Source organism: Nonomuraea sp. WAC 01424 (assembly GCF_003947315.1).
Taxonomy (GTDB): domain Bacteria; phylum Actinomycetota; class Actinomycetes; order Streptosporangiales; family Streptosporangiaceae; genus Nonomuraea; species Nonomuraea spiralis.
Genome location: NZ_QHHZ01000002.1, coordinates 470,244 through 484,760, shown reverse-complemented (window position 1 = coordinate 484,760; position 14,517 = coordinate 470,244). Strand labels below are relative to the sequence as shown.

Below are 14,517 nucleotides of genomic sequence, written 5' to 3'. Positions count from 1 at the left end.
TCAGTAGGGCTGGTAGCCGCCGCCTCGCTCAAGGGAGGAGATGCCGGGGTGGCCGGCGAGGTTGCCGTAGCGGCTGTAGGTGTACAGGACGCCCGCGATGATGTTGTCGACCGGGTCCAGGATCCTGCCGTGGCCGGGCAGGGAGTGCGTGTTGAACGTCGGCGGGATGGTCTGCATCAGGCCCTGGGACGGGACGCCGTTCTTGGCGTTGATGTCCCAGGTGTTGATGGAATTGGGGTTGCCGCCGGACTCGTGGTAGATGATCGTCCAGATGCGCTGGACGTCCTGGGGGTCGTTCGGGTCCAGGTCGCCGACGTCGATGGCGCGTCCGCGCAGGGTCTCCGCCATCTCGGGGGATCTGATGACGGTGAGGGCCTGCTTGATCCACTCGACGACCTCGGCCTTGGGCGCGGGCGTGGACTTCGCGGACGAGCCCCCGCCGCCCGCCCCCGAACCGCCACCCGCCCCCGAACCGCCACCCGATCCGGAGCCGCCGGAGTCCGAGCCGCCGCCCGAGCCGTTGTCACCCGACAACTGCGTCTTGCCCTGAGGCGTCGTCTTCCAGACGACCTTCTTGTCGCCGGGATCGAAGTCCGCGCCGCCGGGATAGGGGAGGGCGGACAAGAAACCCATTCCGGCGTTCTCGCCGGGGCCGCCGGGCTTGATGTGGCTGGCCAGCGTGTTCTTGGCGGTCGTGAGGGCCTCCTCGGCCGTCTTGACGAGCCCCTTGGCCTGCTCGATGTTGCCGTTCACGGTGCCGGCGAAGCCCGAGTCCTCCGCCAGCGCGCGTCTTGCGTCGGCCTCGTCCTTGTCGGGGTGCTTGGCACGGTAGTTCCCTATGACAAGCGTTGCGCTTCCAACCGTTTTATCGCAAAGCGTCCGGATTTCTGTGTATGCCCTCTCCAGAGCCCCCGCCGCGTTGTCGAGCGCCTTCGCGCAGTCGAGGACGGTGGTGTTGAACTCGTCGCCCGCCTTGGGGTAAAGGCGCATGTAGCGGTCGAAGGCGTCCGCTGAGTCGCCTTCCCATTTCTTGTCGACGTCGTTGATGTTCTTGACGAGCGCCGAAGTCTGGGCGGCGACGTGGAACGAGCTCGTTTTCCAGGTCAAGGCGATGGCTCTGATGCCTGCGGGGTTCCCTCCGGTCACCTTGTCGAGCAGCGCCTGCAACTCCGGCCCGCGGGGCACCTCGGTGATGTCCGGCGCGGTGATGGTGATCGTGATCGGGGTGTTGTCGCTCATGCGCCCGAGGCTGTCTCCGCCTTGCGGAGGTTGGTCTCCACGTCGTCGAGCGCCCGCTCAACGCTCTCCAGCTTGAGCTGACCGCTGTCGATCTCGACTCGGATGGCGACCCAGGTGGCGTCCATCTGAGTGGCCAGCTCGCGTGCGCCGTCCAGCTTGGCGAACAACTTGACGTCCGTCAGCTCGGCGGGTGGCGGCCGTTGGCCGATTTTGAGTATTTCGTCGACGGAGAACTTCTTGGCCGCGATGTTGATCTGCGTCCTGCACTCGTCGAGCGCCTTGTAGGAAACACCAACCAAGCCCTGGCTCATGAAGGTTGAGCATAATGGAGATCATTGAGGTTGAAGAGACCTGTTTTACTCCCCTTCAAGGGATGCTGTCTGGATCAGTCGCTCTCCGAACCTTCTGTCCACATGGAAGGCCCGGCCGGGCGGGAGCGGCTGCGGTCTCACCTTGCCGAACAGCACGCCCTCCTCGCGGTTCCCCGACATGATCAGCGCCGGGGTGGCCATCTCCTTGAGCCGCTGCACCGCGTGGTCGTACATGGCCCGGGAGGCGCCGCCCATCTGGCGGGCGAGGATCAGGTGCAGCCCGATGTCGCGGGCCTGCGGCAGCAGCTCGGCCAGCGGTTGCAGGGGGTTGTTCGAGGTGGCGACCAGGTCGTAGTCGTCCACCACGATGTAGAGGTCCGACCCCTTCCACCAGCTGCGCTCACGGAGCTGGTCGGGGGTCAGGTCGGCCGGCGGCAGGCGCTTGAGCAGGGCGAAGCGGACCTCCTGCACCAGCTCGGCGGCCGCCGCGCTGGACACGGCGTAACCGATGCGGTGCTCGGTGACCGCGGTGTCCAGGAGCGAGCGGCGATAGTCGATCACGACCAGCCTGGCCTCCTTGGGCGTGCGGCGCGCGACGAGCCCTTCCATGATCAGCTTCAGCGCGTTCGACTTGCCGCACCCGGTGTCGCCGAACACGACGAAGTGCGGGTCGACGTCGAAGTCGACGGTGACCGGGGAGAGGGTCGCCTCGTCGATGCCGATCGCGATGCGGCTCCTGCCGGTCTCCTCCGGGCCCGGCAGACCGGCCGCGGGCAGCAGCGACGGCAGCAGCCGTACGGGCCGGGCCGAGGGGCCCTGCCACGACTCGCTGACGACGTCCACGAGGGAACGCAGCCCGTCGGCGAGGTCGTCGGCGCCGCGTACCCCGTCGATGCGGGGGAGGGCGGACAGGAAGTGCATGCCGTCCTTCGTGAGCCCGCGTCCAGGCGTGCCCTCGGGCACGGCCAGCGACGCGCTGCGGCTGACCTCCGACTCGTAGGCGTCGCCGAGCTTCAGCTCGATCCTGGTGCCGAACAGGTCGCGGATGCCCGGCCGGTACTCCGACCACTTGTTGGTGGTCACCATGACATGGATGCCGTAGCCGAGCCCGCGCGCGGCGAGGTCGGTGATCACCTGCTCCAGGCTCTCGTACTCCTGCCGGATCGTCAGCCAGCCGTCCACGACCAGGAACACGTCACCCCAGCCGTCGCCCTCGACGCTGCCGTCGGCCAGCCGCTTGCGGTACGTGGCGATCGAGTCGATGCCCTTGTCGGCGAAGTCCCGCTCGCGCTGCTGGAGGAGGGCCGAGATCTCGGCGACCGTACGGCGGACCCGGTCGGCGTTCTGCCGATTGGCCACGCCGCCCACGTGCGGCAGGCCCTCCAGCGCCGCCAGGGTGCCACCGCCGAAGTCCAGGCAGTAGAACTGCACCTCCTTGGGCGTGTGCGTGAGCGCCATGCTGGCGATCAGCGAGCGCAGCACGGTGCTCTTGCCGCTCTGCGTGCCACCCGCGATGCCGACGTGCCCGGCCGCGCCGGACAGATTCAGCCAGTACGGGTCCCGCCGCTGGTCGAAGGGCCGGTCGATGATGCCGATGACGGCGTGCAGGCGTCCTCTGCCGTCCCAGCCCGGCGTGGACAGCCCGAGCTCCGGAGTCACCGACAACGCGGGCAGCAGGTGGGCCAGGGTCGGTGGCTCGGCCAGCGGCGGCAGCCAAATGCGGTGCGCCGCGGGGCCGCGTCCCTCCAGCCGGCCGACCACGACGTCGAGCAGGCTCGACCGGGGGCCGCTCTCCTCCGCCTCCGCCGGCGCCTCGGCCTCCGGCGTCTCGACGGAGGGCAGCGGCGCGTGGGCGTGGCCGTACGCGATGACCTCGCGTGGCACGGGCTGCCCGTTGCTCACCAGGTGCCGGGGGTCGGGCTGGTAGGCGGCCGAGACGTAGGCGGCCTTGAACCTGGTCATGCCGGTGGTCTCGAACTTGAGGTAGCCGTTGCCGGGCGCCGGGGGCAGCTCGTACGCGTCGGCCACGCCCAGCACGGCCCGGCTCTCCATGGCCGAGAACGTCCGCAGGCCGATCCGGTACGACAGATGGGTGTCGAGCCCCCGCAACCTGCCCTCGTCCAGGCGCTGGGAGGCCAACAGCAGGTGCACGCCGAGCGAGCGGCCGAGCCGGCCGATCATCACGAACAGGTCGATGAACTCCGGCTTCGTGGACAGCAGCTCACTGAACTCGTCGAGCACGACGAAGAGCGTGGGCAGCGGCAACAGGTCGGCGCCCTGCTCGCTGGCCCGTTCGTAGTCGCGCAGCGAGGCGTGGTTGCCCGTCGCCCGCAGGAGCTCCTGCCTGCGCACCATCTCGCCGTGCAGCGCGTCGTGCATGCGGTCGACCAGCGGGAGCTCGTCCTCAAGGTTGGTGATGACGGCCGAGACGTGGGGGAGCGAGTCGAGCCCGAGAAAGGTCGCGCCGCCCTTGAAGTCGACCAGGACGAAGTTGAGGATCTCCGAGGAGTGGGTGACGGCGAGCCCGAGCACCAGCGTGCGCAGCAGCTCCGACTTTCCGGAGCCGGTGGCTCCGATCAGCAGGCCGTGGGGGCCCATGCCGCCCTGCGCCGACTCCTTGATGTCGAGCTCGACCATGCGGCCGTCCGCACCGAGCCCGATCGGCACGCGCAGCCGGTTGCGGCCGGCCCGCGGCCGCCAGGTGACCGCCGGGTCGAGGGCGCGCGGGTCGCTGATGCCCAGCAGGTCGGTGAGCGTCGTGTTGATCGACAACATGTCCTCGCCGTCGCCGCCGCTCTTGGACGAGGCCCGGAGCGGGGACAACTGCCTGGCCAGCCCCTCCATCCACACGAAGGAGAGCCTGTCCGGCGCGCCCAGCCGCGTCTTGCGTTCCTTGCCCGCGTGGTCGACCTTCACCATGTACAGATCGTCCCGCTGGACCTCCATCCGCAGCGTGTTGCCCTCCTCGACGGCGCCGGTGGAGCCGGTCAGGTCGATGACGGTCACGCCCATGATGGCGTCGCTGCCGAGCTGCGAGTCGTGCGGCATGTGCCCGCCGTCCACGATCAGCACGTGGTACGGCAGCTCGTCGGAGGGCGCGCCCGGCTGGAACCTGGGCCGCTCCTTGAGGTCGCCCCCGACGAGCCGGTCCAGCTCGCCCAGGTTCTCGGCCATCAGGCGGACAGGCCCGGACGCGTCAGTCATGTCGGGATGCAGGGCGTGCGGCAGCCACTTGACCCACTCCCAGTGGGCCATACGCTCCTGGTCGGCGCAGACCATGATGCGCATGTCGTCGGGGGAGTGGAAGGTGACGACCTGGCCGATCACGGCCCGTACGAGATCCCGCATCGCCGCGAGGTCGCCGCTGAGCCGGATCCGGGCGAAGGAGGCGAGGGCGACGGCCACGGGCAGCCGGGAGAGCGTGGAGTGGGCGCGCATGAACCTGCGCAGCGCACCGGACGAGAGCGCGTCCAGGTCCTCGACCGGCTTGGAGTCCGGCGGGAAGAGCTGGATGGCCAGCTTCTGCACACCGGTGCCGAGACGGATCGTGCTGAAGTCCTCGTCGCGGGGGCGGCGCTCCCACAGGCGGGGGCCCATGGCGATCCACCACAGCGAGTCCGGCTCCGGCCCGCTCCACTCCAGGGCCTCGCGCTGCTGCTTGGCGGCGCGCCTGGCCTTCCTGCGGATCTGTCCGAGATAGCGGAAGTAGTCGCGGCGCGCGCCGTTCAGGCGGTGTTTGCGCTCGCCCGACTGGCGTCCCATCTGGCCGATGGTCATGCCGACCATGGAGACCGCGAACAGGCCGCTGGCCACGTACATGATCGGGTTGGAGTTGCCGCCCGAGGTGAACATCAGCGCCATCGCGGCGGCTCCGGCCACCATGGGCAGGTACGAAAGCACCAGCATGAAGCCCTGGCCCTGGACCTCAGGGATCTCCGGCGGAGACTCCAGCATGACTTCTCCGCGAGGTGGCTTGGGGCCGGGGCGACGCTCCGGGCGCCGGACAACCACTTTGCTCACGCGACGTTCTTACCAGAATCGACCCGCTATGTTCTGTGCTGTCCGTGATCCTCTTGGGACGGAGTGGACCGTGGGATCGATGGTTCAGAAGCCGCCGCCGCCCGAGTCTCGGCCGGCCGCGGAGGACCCCGGCGGGCCGCCCGCACCGACGCCGTCGGGGCCGGTTCAGCAGGGCGCGCTCGCGCAACTGCCGTTGCCGCTGCCGGTGTTGTGCAACGTGACGATCGTGGGGCCCGGCAGGAAGGCCGACCTGACGCTGCCCGCCGACATACCGCTGCCGCACGTGCTGCCGGGGCTGCTGCGCATGCTCGGCGAGGTGGGCGGTGACGCCACGTCGTCGCCGGGATGGACCCTGCAGCGGCTCGGCGGCTCCCCGCTCGACCTGGAGCAGAGCCTCAGCGCGCTCGGCGTGCTCGACGCCGAGATCCTCTACCTCCGCCCCCGCGAGTCGATCCTGCCGGCCGCGATCTTCGACGACGTCGCCGACGTCGTGGCCACCGGCGTGCGCGAGGGGCCGGGCAAGTGGACGGCGGCCCACACCGCTGCCCTCGGCGCGGCCGGAGCCACGGGGCTGCTGGTCCTCGGGGCCGTCGGCCTGGCCCTGGCAGGTCTGCCCCCGCTGGTCGGCACGGTCGTCTTCGGAACGCTCGCCGTGCTGCTCATCGCCGCCGGAACCGTGTTGTCGCGGGCCATGGGCGACTCCACGGCCAGCGCGCTGATCGGTCACGCGGCGCTGCCGTACGCCTTCCTGGCCGGGCTGTTCACGCCCGCCGGGAGCGGCGGCCAGGCCGGGACCGGCGGCTTGGCCGGGATCGGCGCTCCCCATCTGCTCGCCGCGTTCGCCTGCACCGCGCTCGCCGCCGCCGTCGCCGGGATGACGATCTCGCACGGCATTCCCGGCTTTCTCGGTACGTCCATCGCCGCGACCTGTGGCGCGGTCTGTGCGGCGGTGGTCATGTTGACCGGAACCGTCCCAGCGGGGGTGGCGGCCGTGGCCATCGCCGTGCTGCTGGCGCTGAGCCCGCTGGTGCCGACGTTGTCGTTCCGGCTGGCCCGGGTGCCGCTGCCGGCCATGCCCACGACGGCCGAGGAGTTGCGCGCCGACAACCAGCGGCTCGACGCGGCGGCGATCCAGGAGCGCACCGTGATCGCCCAGCGTTACGCCACGGCGCAGATCGTCGCAGTCGGGCTGGCCGCGCTGGTCGCCCAGGCTCTGCTGGTGCTGCACGACGGCCTGATCGCGTACATCATGACCGTCGCGCTCTCGCTGACGCTCATCATGCGCGCCCGCGTGTTCTCCGGCGTCGGCCAGCGGCTCTGGCTGGTCGGGCCGGGCATGGCGGGGCTCGCCATGACGGCCTTCGCGCTCAGCTCCAAGGGCGGGGTCATCGGCGCGCTGGCGGTGGCGGTCTGCGTGTTGTGGGCGTCCCTGCTGATGGTCGGCGTCGGGAGGGGGCTGGCCACGGGCAAGCCGTCGCCGTTCTGGGGACGGGCCGGGGACATCCTGGACCTGCTGCTGATCGTCGAGCTCTTCCCGCTCGCGGCCGGCGTGCTGGAGCTCTACACCTGGGTACGCGGGTTGTCGGGCTGATACTTTGCTGGCCGTTTCGAGCGGAGGAGTAAGGCTGTGCAGGAATTCGGAGACTTCGCGAACATCGACATCGAGAAGCTGCTCAAGGGGGCCGACCAGCAGTTCGCCCGCATGGAGGAGTTCCAGAAGAAGATGGACTCCTTCGTCGGACGGGCCCAGGACGAGCAGGGGCTGGTCACCGTCGAGTGCGGCCACGAGGGCGTCCGCGAGCTGCAACTGCACCCCAAGGGCCTGCGGTTGTCGTCCGGCGAGCTGGCCGACCTCATCAAGACGGCGCTGAACGACGCCGCCGCCGACCTGCAGCGGCAGGTCGCCGAGGGCATGAGTGAGACGTTCGGCGACTCCGAGGACAACCCCATGACGTACCTCAGGAACCCGGACGCCGCGCTGAACCAGATCAAGGAGGCGGAGTCCGCTTACAACCGCACGTTCGAGGACGTGATGGGCGAACTCGATCGCATCCGGCGGCGGCTGGAGTTGTGAGCTAGGCCGGGCGTTGCGTGGGCAGGTCGGCGATGACGACCTGCTCGAAGGCGGGCGCGTCCTTGCCGGTGAGCGCGACCGCCTCCGACATGCCCGTGTCCTTGAAGGCGGACATCAGCCCGCTGGCGAGCCAGGCCAGGGTGGCGGCCGAGCCGTACACCACGAGCATCTTGGACAGGAACCGCCTGAACGCCCCCTGCAACCGCACGGCCGCCGAGGCCGCCAGCGGACTGCCCGGGAAGAAGTGCCCGAGGGCCGAGAGGCTCAGCAACAACCCGCCCAGGGTGACGGACGTGACCGCACCCGTGTGGGACATCTTCGCGAGCTGGTCGAGGGTGTGGGCCAGCTCCTTGTACACGCCGCCGGTCTTGGCCACCTCAAGGGTGAACTTCTCGGCGACCTTCTCCATCTCGGGCCGGGCCATCTGCTCCCAGTCCTGGCTGGAGACCCCGGCGATGAGCTGCCGTACGCTCTCCTTCGCCTGCTCGACCTCGTGCGTCGCGGCGCGTACCTCGCGGGCCGTGCCGCGGATGTCCTCGGGGCTGGACAACATCGTGCCGATCAGCGCGGCGCACATCTTGCAGACGACGGAGAGCACCACGTTGGCCTTCAGCATGGCGCCCGCGTTGCAGGAGGCCACGGCCATCGTGTACATGGTCGTGCCGTTGCGGTAATGGTCCATGGTTCCTACTTCTTCAGCGTGCTCTTGTCGTTGGCGGCCCTGATGACCTTGGCTCCCTCGTCGAGCTGGGTCTGCCAGCGGCCGAGCTGGTTCTTGGCGTGCTTGAGGTAGTCGGCGGCGGAGTTGCGGGCCGCGTCGTAGGCGCCGTCGAAGGCGACCTTCCCGACCAGGCCGAAGCCCGGGAAGCCGGGGGTGGCGCCTCTGACCGTGCGTTCCACCGCCCTGAACCGGTCTCCCGGTGTGTGCGTACCGCCCGCCTGCGTCGGGGCGAGGCTCTGGCCCAGCCGTTCCATGGCGTCCGGGCTGGCCTTGCGCCAGTCGCCGGACACGCCGCCGTTGCTCAGCGCGGTCGCCTTCGGGTCCTGGGGGCGTTCCGTGCCGGAGCCGTTCTTGTTCGCGGCGGCGGCGGTGGGGTCCGGGGTCGCGCCGGTGGGGGTGCCGCCGCTCGGCATCCCGCCGCCGCCCGCCGGGGCGGTCTCCTCGGGAGATTCCTCGGTGTCGTCCGCCTTGGGGGTGGTGGCCGTAGGGGGTTTCGCGACGTCGGGAACCTTCGTGGTGTCCTCGGGGGTGGTCGCGGCCGGTCGGTCGGGCGTCGGCTCCCCGGACGACGGGGTCTCCTCGGGACGGTCGGGGGTCGTGGGCGTCTCGGGGTCGGTGGGGGGCTCCGAGGGGGTGGAGTCGGAAGGGGCGGTCTCCAGGGTGGGCGGGCTCTGGGGGGCCGGATCGTCCTCGGTGGCCGGGGTGTCCTCGCGGGCAGGGTCCGTCGGGGCGGTGGACGCCGTCGGGTCGGTGGGGGGCGGATCGTGTGGCTCGGGTGGGGTGCCGTCGCCGGAGATCTCGACGAGGTCGCCCGGGTCTCCCGGCTCCACGGTGCCGCCGTCCGGCCGGTGCTCGCCGTCGTCCTCGGCCTCCTGGACGTACGGCTCCTGTCCGAGGCCGGCGGCGGCCGTCAGAGGAGCGACCAGTCCGGGCTCACCCGTGTCTCCGTCGCTCGTGACGACCGTGGCGGACATGCGTTCGGTCGCCGCCGAGTCCTCGGTCGTGGTCCAGTTGACGAGGCTGTCGATGCTCCCGAACTCGGCCATCCGCGCCCCCAAAACCCGCGACCCGCCCAAACGATCAGAAACACTAACCGTGTGGACGGTCAGCCGTACAGGTCGGCCGTCGTGGGGCCGCCCGAGGGTCTCAGCCGATGCGTTCGTACGCGCCGCCGGAGTCGGCGCTCTTGACGCCGCCGGAGAACTTCACCCACGACCCGGTCGGCGCGGCGTGGTAGACCGGCACGGTGTGCAGAGGGGTGATCTCCTCGTTCTTCACCACGCCCGCGCCCTTCACGTCCACCGCGGACCAGACCATGCTGCGCGTGCCCACGCCCTTGGTCTTGAACGTCACCGCGCAGGCGTTCTGCTTGCCGGGGTTGTAGAGCAGGTAGGCGACGCCGCCGGCGAACGCGGCCTGACGCTGGACGGTGTACCCCGGGCCGCAGACGACGGCGGGCGTCTCGGCCGCCTGGCGGGAGGCCGAGGCGGTGGTGGCGGTGAAGACCGCCGTCGTGCCGAGCACGGTCGCGATGACCGCACCGGCCGTCCTCTTCGTGATTCTCAAGTTCTTCATCTCCGAAGGAGTCAAAAAGGCGATTTGTCCGAGGGGCAATCCTGTGATGCCGGATTCCCCGCGTCTTTAGCGCAGAGCGCAGAATGTTTTGGCAATGAGCGCAGATTTTTTCTTGTCGACCAGACGGTTGTGATCGCTGGGATGGGTGGTGGTTAACATGCGAGTCGATGTTGTTTCGCAGGGGTTCGCCCTATTCATGTCGGCCAACCGGCATGCGAGACAAGGAAATGTCCACTTGGAGGTCCAGTGGCACTGTACGGAGCAAGTCCGACGCAGTTGACCAACGCTGCCGGGTACTGCCAGGACACCGCGCAGTACATCGAAGGCATGCGCCAGCGCGTTCAGACGATCAAGGGCGACCTGACCACCCAGGGGTGGCGGGGCGGCGCGGCCCAGAAGTTCAGCCACGCCCTCGACGAGTGGGACGTCGAGTTCAAGGCCGTGATCAAGATCCTTGAGGACATCCACGACCGGCTCAACATGGGCGCCGGGGTCTACCGGAACGCCGCCGACCAGAACATGGAGCTGTCGGGATCCCTGGCCAGGGACGGTCTCACGGGCCGGATCGACAACGTCATCAACAGCAACTAGCCGGCCGACGCCACGGAGATCCCAGTGACCGTTCCCGATGATCACACATTCGTCAAGTTCGGCAGCATGGAGCAGGCGTACGAGGAGCTCAAGAAGGTCGTGAGCGAGCTCGACAAGGTCACCGACGACCTGTTCGCCGACATCAAGAAGGAGCTGGCGACCAGCTGGGAGGGCGAGGCCGAGCAGTTCTTCAACACCAAGAAGGACCAGTGGAACGCCCACGAGCAGGCGATGGGCAGGCAGCTCTTCGAGGCCGCCACCGCGGTCAACATCGCCAAGGGCAACTACGAGGCCGCCGAGCGGCGCAACATCGCCATCTGGACGGACTGACGCGTCTCCTCTCCCCGGTCACCGTGGCGACGCGGTGACCGGGGACTCGCATCCGCAGGGGTAAGCGATGGGCAACCAGGAACCCGAACCGCAGACCGACCCGCTCGGCATCCCGCCGCACACGGCCGACAAGTTCCAGGGCGACGGCAGGGTGCACGAACCCTCCGTGATGCGGTCGATCGCCGAGGCCCTGTCGAAGAATCTGCAGGCCATGGAGAGGCCGGGCGTCAGCGGGCGCACCCTGGCCGACGTCCAGCCCGGCGCCGCCGAGTTCGGCGAGTGGATCGACGCCAAGGCGTTCGGCTCGACCGCGGGCCGGGACGGCGCGGGGCAGAAGTTCGGCCAGGTCTACGCCGAGTTCGTGAAGGCGTACAAGAGCGTCATCGACGCGATCGAGGCGAGCGCCGGAAACCACGCCGAGGCGGACACCCGGAACGAGGGCGGGTGACCATGGCCGGCTCGAAGCGCGAGACGATCGTCATCTGGGGCGACCAGGTCCCCTCCGGCGCGACGGAGGTCCATCCGAAGGCGGAGATCCAGCGCCTGCTGGCGACGTCACAGCCGGACCTGGTCAAACTGGCCGGATCCATGTACGTCAGCACGGCCGAGGCGGTCCTCAACGCGGTCGTCGGGATCGAGGACCACGCGGGCCGGATCCTCACCATCTGGAAGGGGCCGGATGCCGACCGGGCCCGCGTCGCGCTTGAGCTCCTGTACGCCACCGGCAACGAGCTGGCGCGCAAGCTCGCGGAGATGGGCCGCAGCCTGGAGGGCTACGCCGCCTCCATCCCCGTGGCCGTCGCCGAGGTCGAAGGCATCAAACTGGACAAGAACGACCCGGACGTCCAGGAGGTCGTACGGGTCCACCGGGCGCTGTACGGGCTCGACCGGCAGGGTGACGACGAGGCCAACGCCGTCGCCCTGCTGGAGAACATGCGGGCGCAGGCGGCGCTGCGGAAGCTCAACGAGAAGATCCGCGACCTGCATCTCGGCTCGGTCCCGTACAACATCACCTATGAGCTGCCGGCCGTCACGGTCCCGGGCGGCCCGCTCGCCACGACGAGCGTCGCCTACGGCGGGACGGGCGGGAGCGGCGATCCCACGACCGGCGCGGGCGCCCCGACCGGGACGGGCACGGGCGAGGGAAGCACGACCGCCGCCGGTGACCCGGGCGCGCCGGACGGCACGCAGGACCAGGTCCCCCCAGGTGGCGAGGACGACGCCGCTCCGGGGACGCCCCCGGGCGATCAGCCCGCAGGCGGTGACCAGCCCGCGGGCGGGGACACACCCGGACGACAACCCGGCGACCAGGCCGGCAACACCGGCACGGGCGCGGGCACGGAGGACGGTACCACCCCGCCGGTGATCGGCTCCCAGGACCGGACCGAGCTCGACGACGCCACTCCCGGCGCCGACCCGGTCCGGACCGAGAGCTCGGCCTACCAGCCCACGATCGGCGAGCGTCCACCTCTCGTGGCGACCCCCAACACGACCGCGGCGCCGGTCGCCACGAACCAGCCCGTACCGTCGGTGATCGGCTCGCCGAACAGCGCGTACACACCCGGCGGGCGACTCGGGGCGATGCGCGGCGGCAGCGCGGCGGGCCTGTCCGGCACGCCGTTCCTGCCGATGACGGGCGGCGCGGGCCCTGTCGGGGACGCGGGCGGAGACCTGGAGCGCACCACCTACCTGTCGGAGGACAGGTCCGCCTGGAACGGCAACCATGATGTGACGGATCCGGTGATCAGGTGAGCAGCGACCAGCAGAAGAACGGCGCCGGCGCGCAGCCGACCGGGCAACAGCCCAACGGCGCAGGCGCGCAGCCGACCGGGCAACAGCCCTACGGCGCAGGCGCGCAGCAGACCGGGCAGCAGACCTACGGCCAGTACGGCATCCCGATGAGCACCCAGGTGCCGCTGCCGTCGTCGGGCATCTCCTTCACGGACGGCGCGCTCAACACGGCGAGCGGCCAGATCAACGGACAGACGGCGATCATCGACACACTGCGGGCCAAGTCCGGCCACATGGGGGTGCCCTTCCCCGCTTTCGGCGTGATCGGCTACGGGCTCACCAGGGCCCATGACAGGGCGATCGCGGCCCAGTCCACCGCCCTGGAGCGAGGCAAGAAGGCGCTGCAGAGCTGGCAGGCCGCGCTGAAGGCGGCCGACGCCAACTACCACGCAGCCGAGGAGGCGAACGCCGGCCTGTACCGCAAGGACGAGGAGTACGACCCGACCGGCGGCGGAGTGCCGACCCCGAAGATGCCCGAAACGCCGGAGCTGAACATGCCGGACGCCGACCCGCCCGGTGCCGACCTTCCGGACGCCGACCTGCCCGTCCCGGACCGGCCTGACACCGACCTGCCCGGCACGGACCCGCCGAACGGCGACCTGCCGAACGGCGACCTGCCGAACGGCGACCGGCCCGGGAGCGACCTTCCCGGCACCGACCTGCCGGGGATCGACCGGCCGGACTCCGGCCTGTCCGGCGCCGGCGATCCGAACATGAAGGTCCCCGACATCGACTCGGCGATCAACTCGCCGCAGGACACGACCGGCCTGTCGTCGTACGACCCCAGGGCCCTGAACGGGACGCCGAACCCGAACCTGACCGACCTGAGCACCCGGCCCGGGACCACATGGGGGTCGCCGACCGGCAACGGCGCGGGCTCGGGCGGTGGCGCCGCCGCCGGTCCGAGGGTTCCCGGCATGGGCACGTCCGGGGCCGGGGGGATGGGCAGCGGCATGCCGATGATGCCCATGATGCCGATGGCTGGTTCGGGCAACGGCCTCGACGAACGCGACCGGCAGGAAGGCTCGCTGCTGTCGGAGGACGAAGGCGTCTGGGAAGACGACGAGGACATCGCCCCCGAGATCATCGGCAAGGAGGCGTAGATGAGCTACGAGTCGGGCAAGGGCCTGTACTACAAGGCGGCCGCCACCGCCTTGGGCGCGGCGGTCCTGATCAGGCGTCCCTGGGCCTTCTACATAGTGAGCATGATCGGGATCATGATCTCCGATCCGGGGCGCATGTCGGGGTCGTCAAAGACCTGGCGCACCACCGACAACGGCGGGACGACCTCCGAACTGGCCGCGCTGGAGGAACAGCTCAAGCAACTGCAGGCCACGGTCACGGGCACGGGGACCACCTGGGAGGGCACGGCACGCCAGAAGTTCGACGAGGCCTACGCGGAGTTCACCAAGTCCCTGGCCACCCTCAGGTCGACACGGAACGCCACCGGCGAGGCGGTCGACCAGAGCGCGAAGTTGTACTACATAGGGGGGCTCACCTTCGTCAGCATCGCCGGCATGATGCTGACATACGCCCTGGCGATGCTCGCCGTGAAACGCTATGTCCCGTTCGCCTACATGCTCGACCTCAAGGTCGGCAAGGCCGCCGTCAGCGCCGGGAGGAAGGTGCTGATCAAGCACGGCATCGCGGTCACCCTCCTCGGCACCCTGTTCTACCAGGCCGTCCAGCAGTCCGAGGCCAGCGGGAAGTTGTTCCCCACGATGAAGGGCGTACCGAACGAGCTCGACACCCTGAAGTCCGGCGACCTGCCGGAGTTCAGCAGCACCGCGCTCGAGTACAGCGTGGAGAGCCACTCGCTGATGCCCAAGCTGGACACGCAGGGCGGTCTCCCCCGCACCTGAGTG

Annotated in this window: 14 protein-coding genes; 8 read left to right on the top strand and 6 right to left on the bottom strand. The window is 69.9% G+C overall.

All coding sequences use genetic code 11. The features are described 5' to 3' along the window. Genes DMB42_RS07610 through eccCa form a run of 3 tightly spaced genes read right to left on the bottom strand, consistent with a single transcriptional unit; the run spans position 1 to position 5,504 of the window. A complete protein-coding gene (locus DMB42_RS07610) occupies positions 1-1,239 on the bottom strand; it encodes a transglycosylase SLT domain-containing protein (protein ID WP_125631997.1) in 1,239 nt (412 codons plus the stop codon). After that, positions 1,236-1,550, bottom strand: coding sequence for a hypothetical protein (locus DMB42_RS07605; RefSeq protein WP_125631996.1), 315 nt, complete (start codon positions 1,548-1,550; stop codon positions 1,236-1,238). The genes DMB42_RS07610 and DMB42_RS07605 overlap by 4 nt, the downstream gene beginning before the upstream one ends. Before the next feature lie 45 nt (positions 1,551-1,595). Then, positions 1,596-5,504: a type VII secretion protein EccCa gene (gene eccCa / locus DMB42_RS07600; RefSeq protein ID WP_260477549.1), complete on the bottom strand. Its 3,909-nt coding sequence runs from the start codon at positions 5,502-5,504 to the stop codon at positions 1,596-1,598. 145 nt (positions 5,505-5,649) lie between these two features. Between eccCa and eccD the strand changes: the two genes are divergently transcribed. Both eccD and DMB42_RS07590 read left to right on the top strand, forming a co-directional pair. Next, positions 5,650-7,161, top strand: coding sequence for a type VII secretion integral membrane protein EccD (gene eccD, locus DMB42_RS07595; RefSeq protein WP_260477581.1), 1,512 nt, complete (start codon positions 5,650-5,652; stop codon positions 7,159-7,161). A 36-nt stretch (positions 7,162-7,197) separates the two neighbouring features. Beyond that, a complete protein-coding gene (locus DMB42_RS07590) occupies positions 7,198-7,644 on the top strand; it encodes a YbaB/EbfC family nucleoid-associated protein (protein WP_125631992.1) in 447 nt (148 codons plus the stop codon). 1 nt (position 7,645) lies between these two features. On the opposite strand, the gene DMB42_RS07585 is transcribed toward DMB42_RS07590, so the two are convergent. From DMB42_RS07585 to DMB42_RS07575, 3 genes are all read right to left on the bottom strand, one after another. After that, positions 7,646-8,326: a hypothetical protein gene (locus DMB42_RS07585; RefSeq protein ID WP_125631990.1), complete on the bottom strand. Its 681-nt coding sequence runs from the start codon at positions 8,324-8,326 to the stop codon at positions 7,646-7,648. A gap of 5 nt (positions 8,327-8,331) precedes the next feature. Continuing rightward, the gene (locus tag DMB42_RS07580; protein ID WP_125631988.1) at positions 8,332-9,411 is read right to left on the bottom strand and encodes a hypothetical protein; all 1,080 of its coding nucleotides are present in this window, start codon (positions 9,409-9,411) and stop codon (positions 8,332-8,334) included. A 100-nt stretch (positions 9,412-9,511) separates the two neighbouring features. Further along, entirely contained in the window at positions 9,512-9,931 is a 420-nt protein-coding gene (locus tag DMB42_RS07575; protein WP_125631986.1) for a hypothetical protein, read from the bottom strand. A 285-nt stretch (positions 9,932-10,216) separates the two neighbouring features. On the opposite strand from DMB42_RS07575, the gene DMB42_RS07570 reads away from it, so the two are divergent. The 6 genes from DMB42_RS07570 (at position 10,217) to DMB42_RS07545 (ending at position 14,514) form a co-directional block, all read left to right on the top strand. Continuing rightward, positions 10,217-10,531 (top strand): WXG100 family type VII secretion target, encoded by a 315-nt coding sequence (locus tag DMB42_RS07570; RefSeq protein WP_185844504.1) that lies wholly within the window; start codon positions 10,217-10,219, stop codon positions 10,529-10,531. A gap of 24 nt (positions 10,532-10,555) precedes the next feature. Continuing rightward, positions 10,556-10,861 (top strand): WXG100 family type VII secretion target, encoded by a 306-nt coding sequence (locus tag DMB42_RS07565; RefSeq protein ID WP_125631982.1) that lies wholly within the window; start codon positions 10,556-10,558, stop codon positions 10,859-10,861. A 67-nt stretch (positions 10,862-10,928) separates the two neighbouring features. Next, on the top strand, positions 10,929-11,309 hold the full coding sequence (locus DMB42_RS07560) for a hypothetical protein (RefSeq protein WP_125631980.1): 381 nt from the start codon (positions 10,929-10,931) through the stop codon (positions 11,307-11,309). A 2-nt stretch (positions 11,310-11,311) separates the two neighbouring features. Then, positions 11,312-12,613: a hypothetical protein gene (locus DMB42_RS07555; RefSeq protein ID WP_125631978.1), complete on the top strand. Its 1,302-nt coding sequence runs from the start codon at positions 11,312-11,314 to the stop codon at positions 12,611-12,613. Further along, positions 12,610-13,755: a hypothetical protein gene (locus DMB42_RS07550; protein WP_125631976.1), complete on the top strand. Its 1,146-nt coding sequence runs from the start codon at positions 12,610-12,612 to the stop codon at positions 13,753-13,755. Before DMB42_RS07555 ends, DMB42_RS07550 begins: the two co-directional genes overlap by 4 nt. Then, positions 13,756-14,514 (top strand): WXG100 family type VII secretion target, encoded by a 759-nt coding sequence (locus DMB42_RS07545; RefSeq protein ID WP_125631974.1) that lies wholly within the window; start codon positions 13,756-13,758, stop codon positions 14,512-14,514. It abuts the gene before it with no gap. Positions 14,515-14,517 lie beyond the last annotated feature (3 nt).

Excerpts from the sequence above, each read along its gene's own strand:
- DMB42_RS07610 (WP_125631997.1), bottom strand. The coding sequence starts at position 1,239 with ATGAGCGACAACACCCCGATCACGATCACCATCACCGCGCCGGACATC.
- DMB42_RS07605 (WP_125631996.1), bottom strand. The coding sequence starts at position 1,550 with ATGAGCCAGGGCTTGGTTGGTGTTTCCTACAAGGCGCTCGACGAGTGC.
- eccCa (WP_260477549.1), bottom strand. The coding sequence starts at position 5,504 with ATGCTGGAGTCTCCGCCGGAGATCCCTGAGGTCCAGGGCCAGGGCTTC.
- eccD (WP_260477581.1), top strand. The coding sequence starts at position 5,650 with ATGGTTCAGAAGCCGCCGCCGCCCGAGTCTCGGCCGGCCGCGGAGGAC.
- DMB42_RS07585 (WP_125631990.1), bottom strand. The coding sequence starts at position 8,326 with ATGGACCATTACCGCAACGGCACGACCATGTACACGATGGCCGTGGCC.
- DMB42_RS07580 (WP_125631988.1), bottom strand. The coding sequence starts at position 9,411 with ATGGCCGAGTTCGGGAGCATCGACAGCCTCGTCAACTGGACCACGACC.
- DMB42_RS07560 (WP_125631980.1), top strand. The coding sequence starts at position 10,929 with ATGGGCAACCAGGAACCCGAACCGCAGACCGACCCGCTCGGCATCCCG.
- DMB42_RS07555 (WP_125631978.1), top strand. The coding sequence starts at position 11,312 with ATGGCCGGCTCGAAGCGCGAGACGATCGTCATCTGGGGCGACCAGGTC.
- DMB42_RS07545 (WP_125631974.1), top strand. The coding sequence starts at position 13,756 with ATGAGCTACGAGTCGGGCAAGGGCCTGTACTACAAGGCGGCCGCCACC.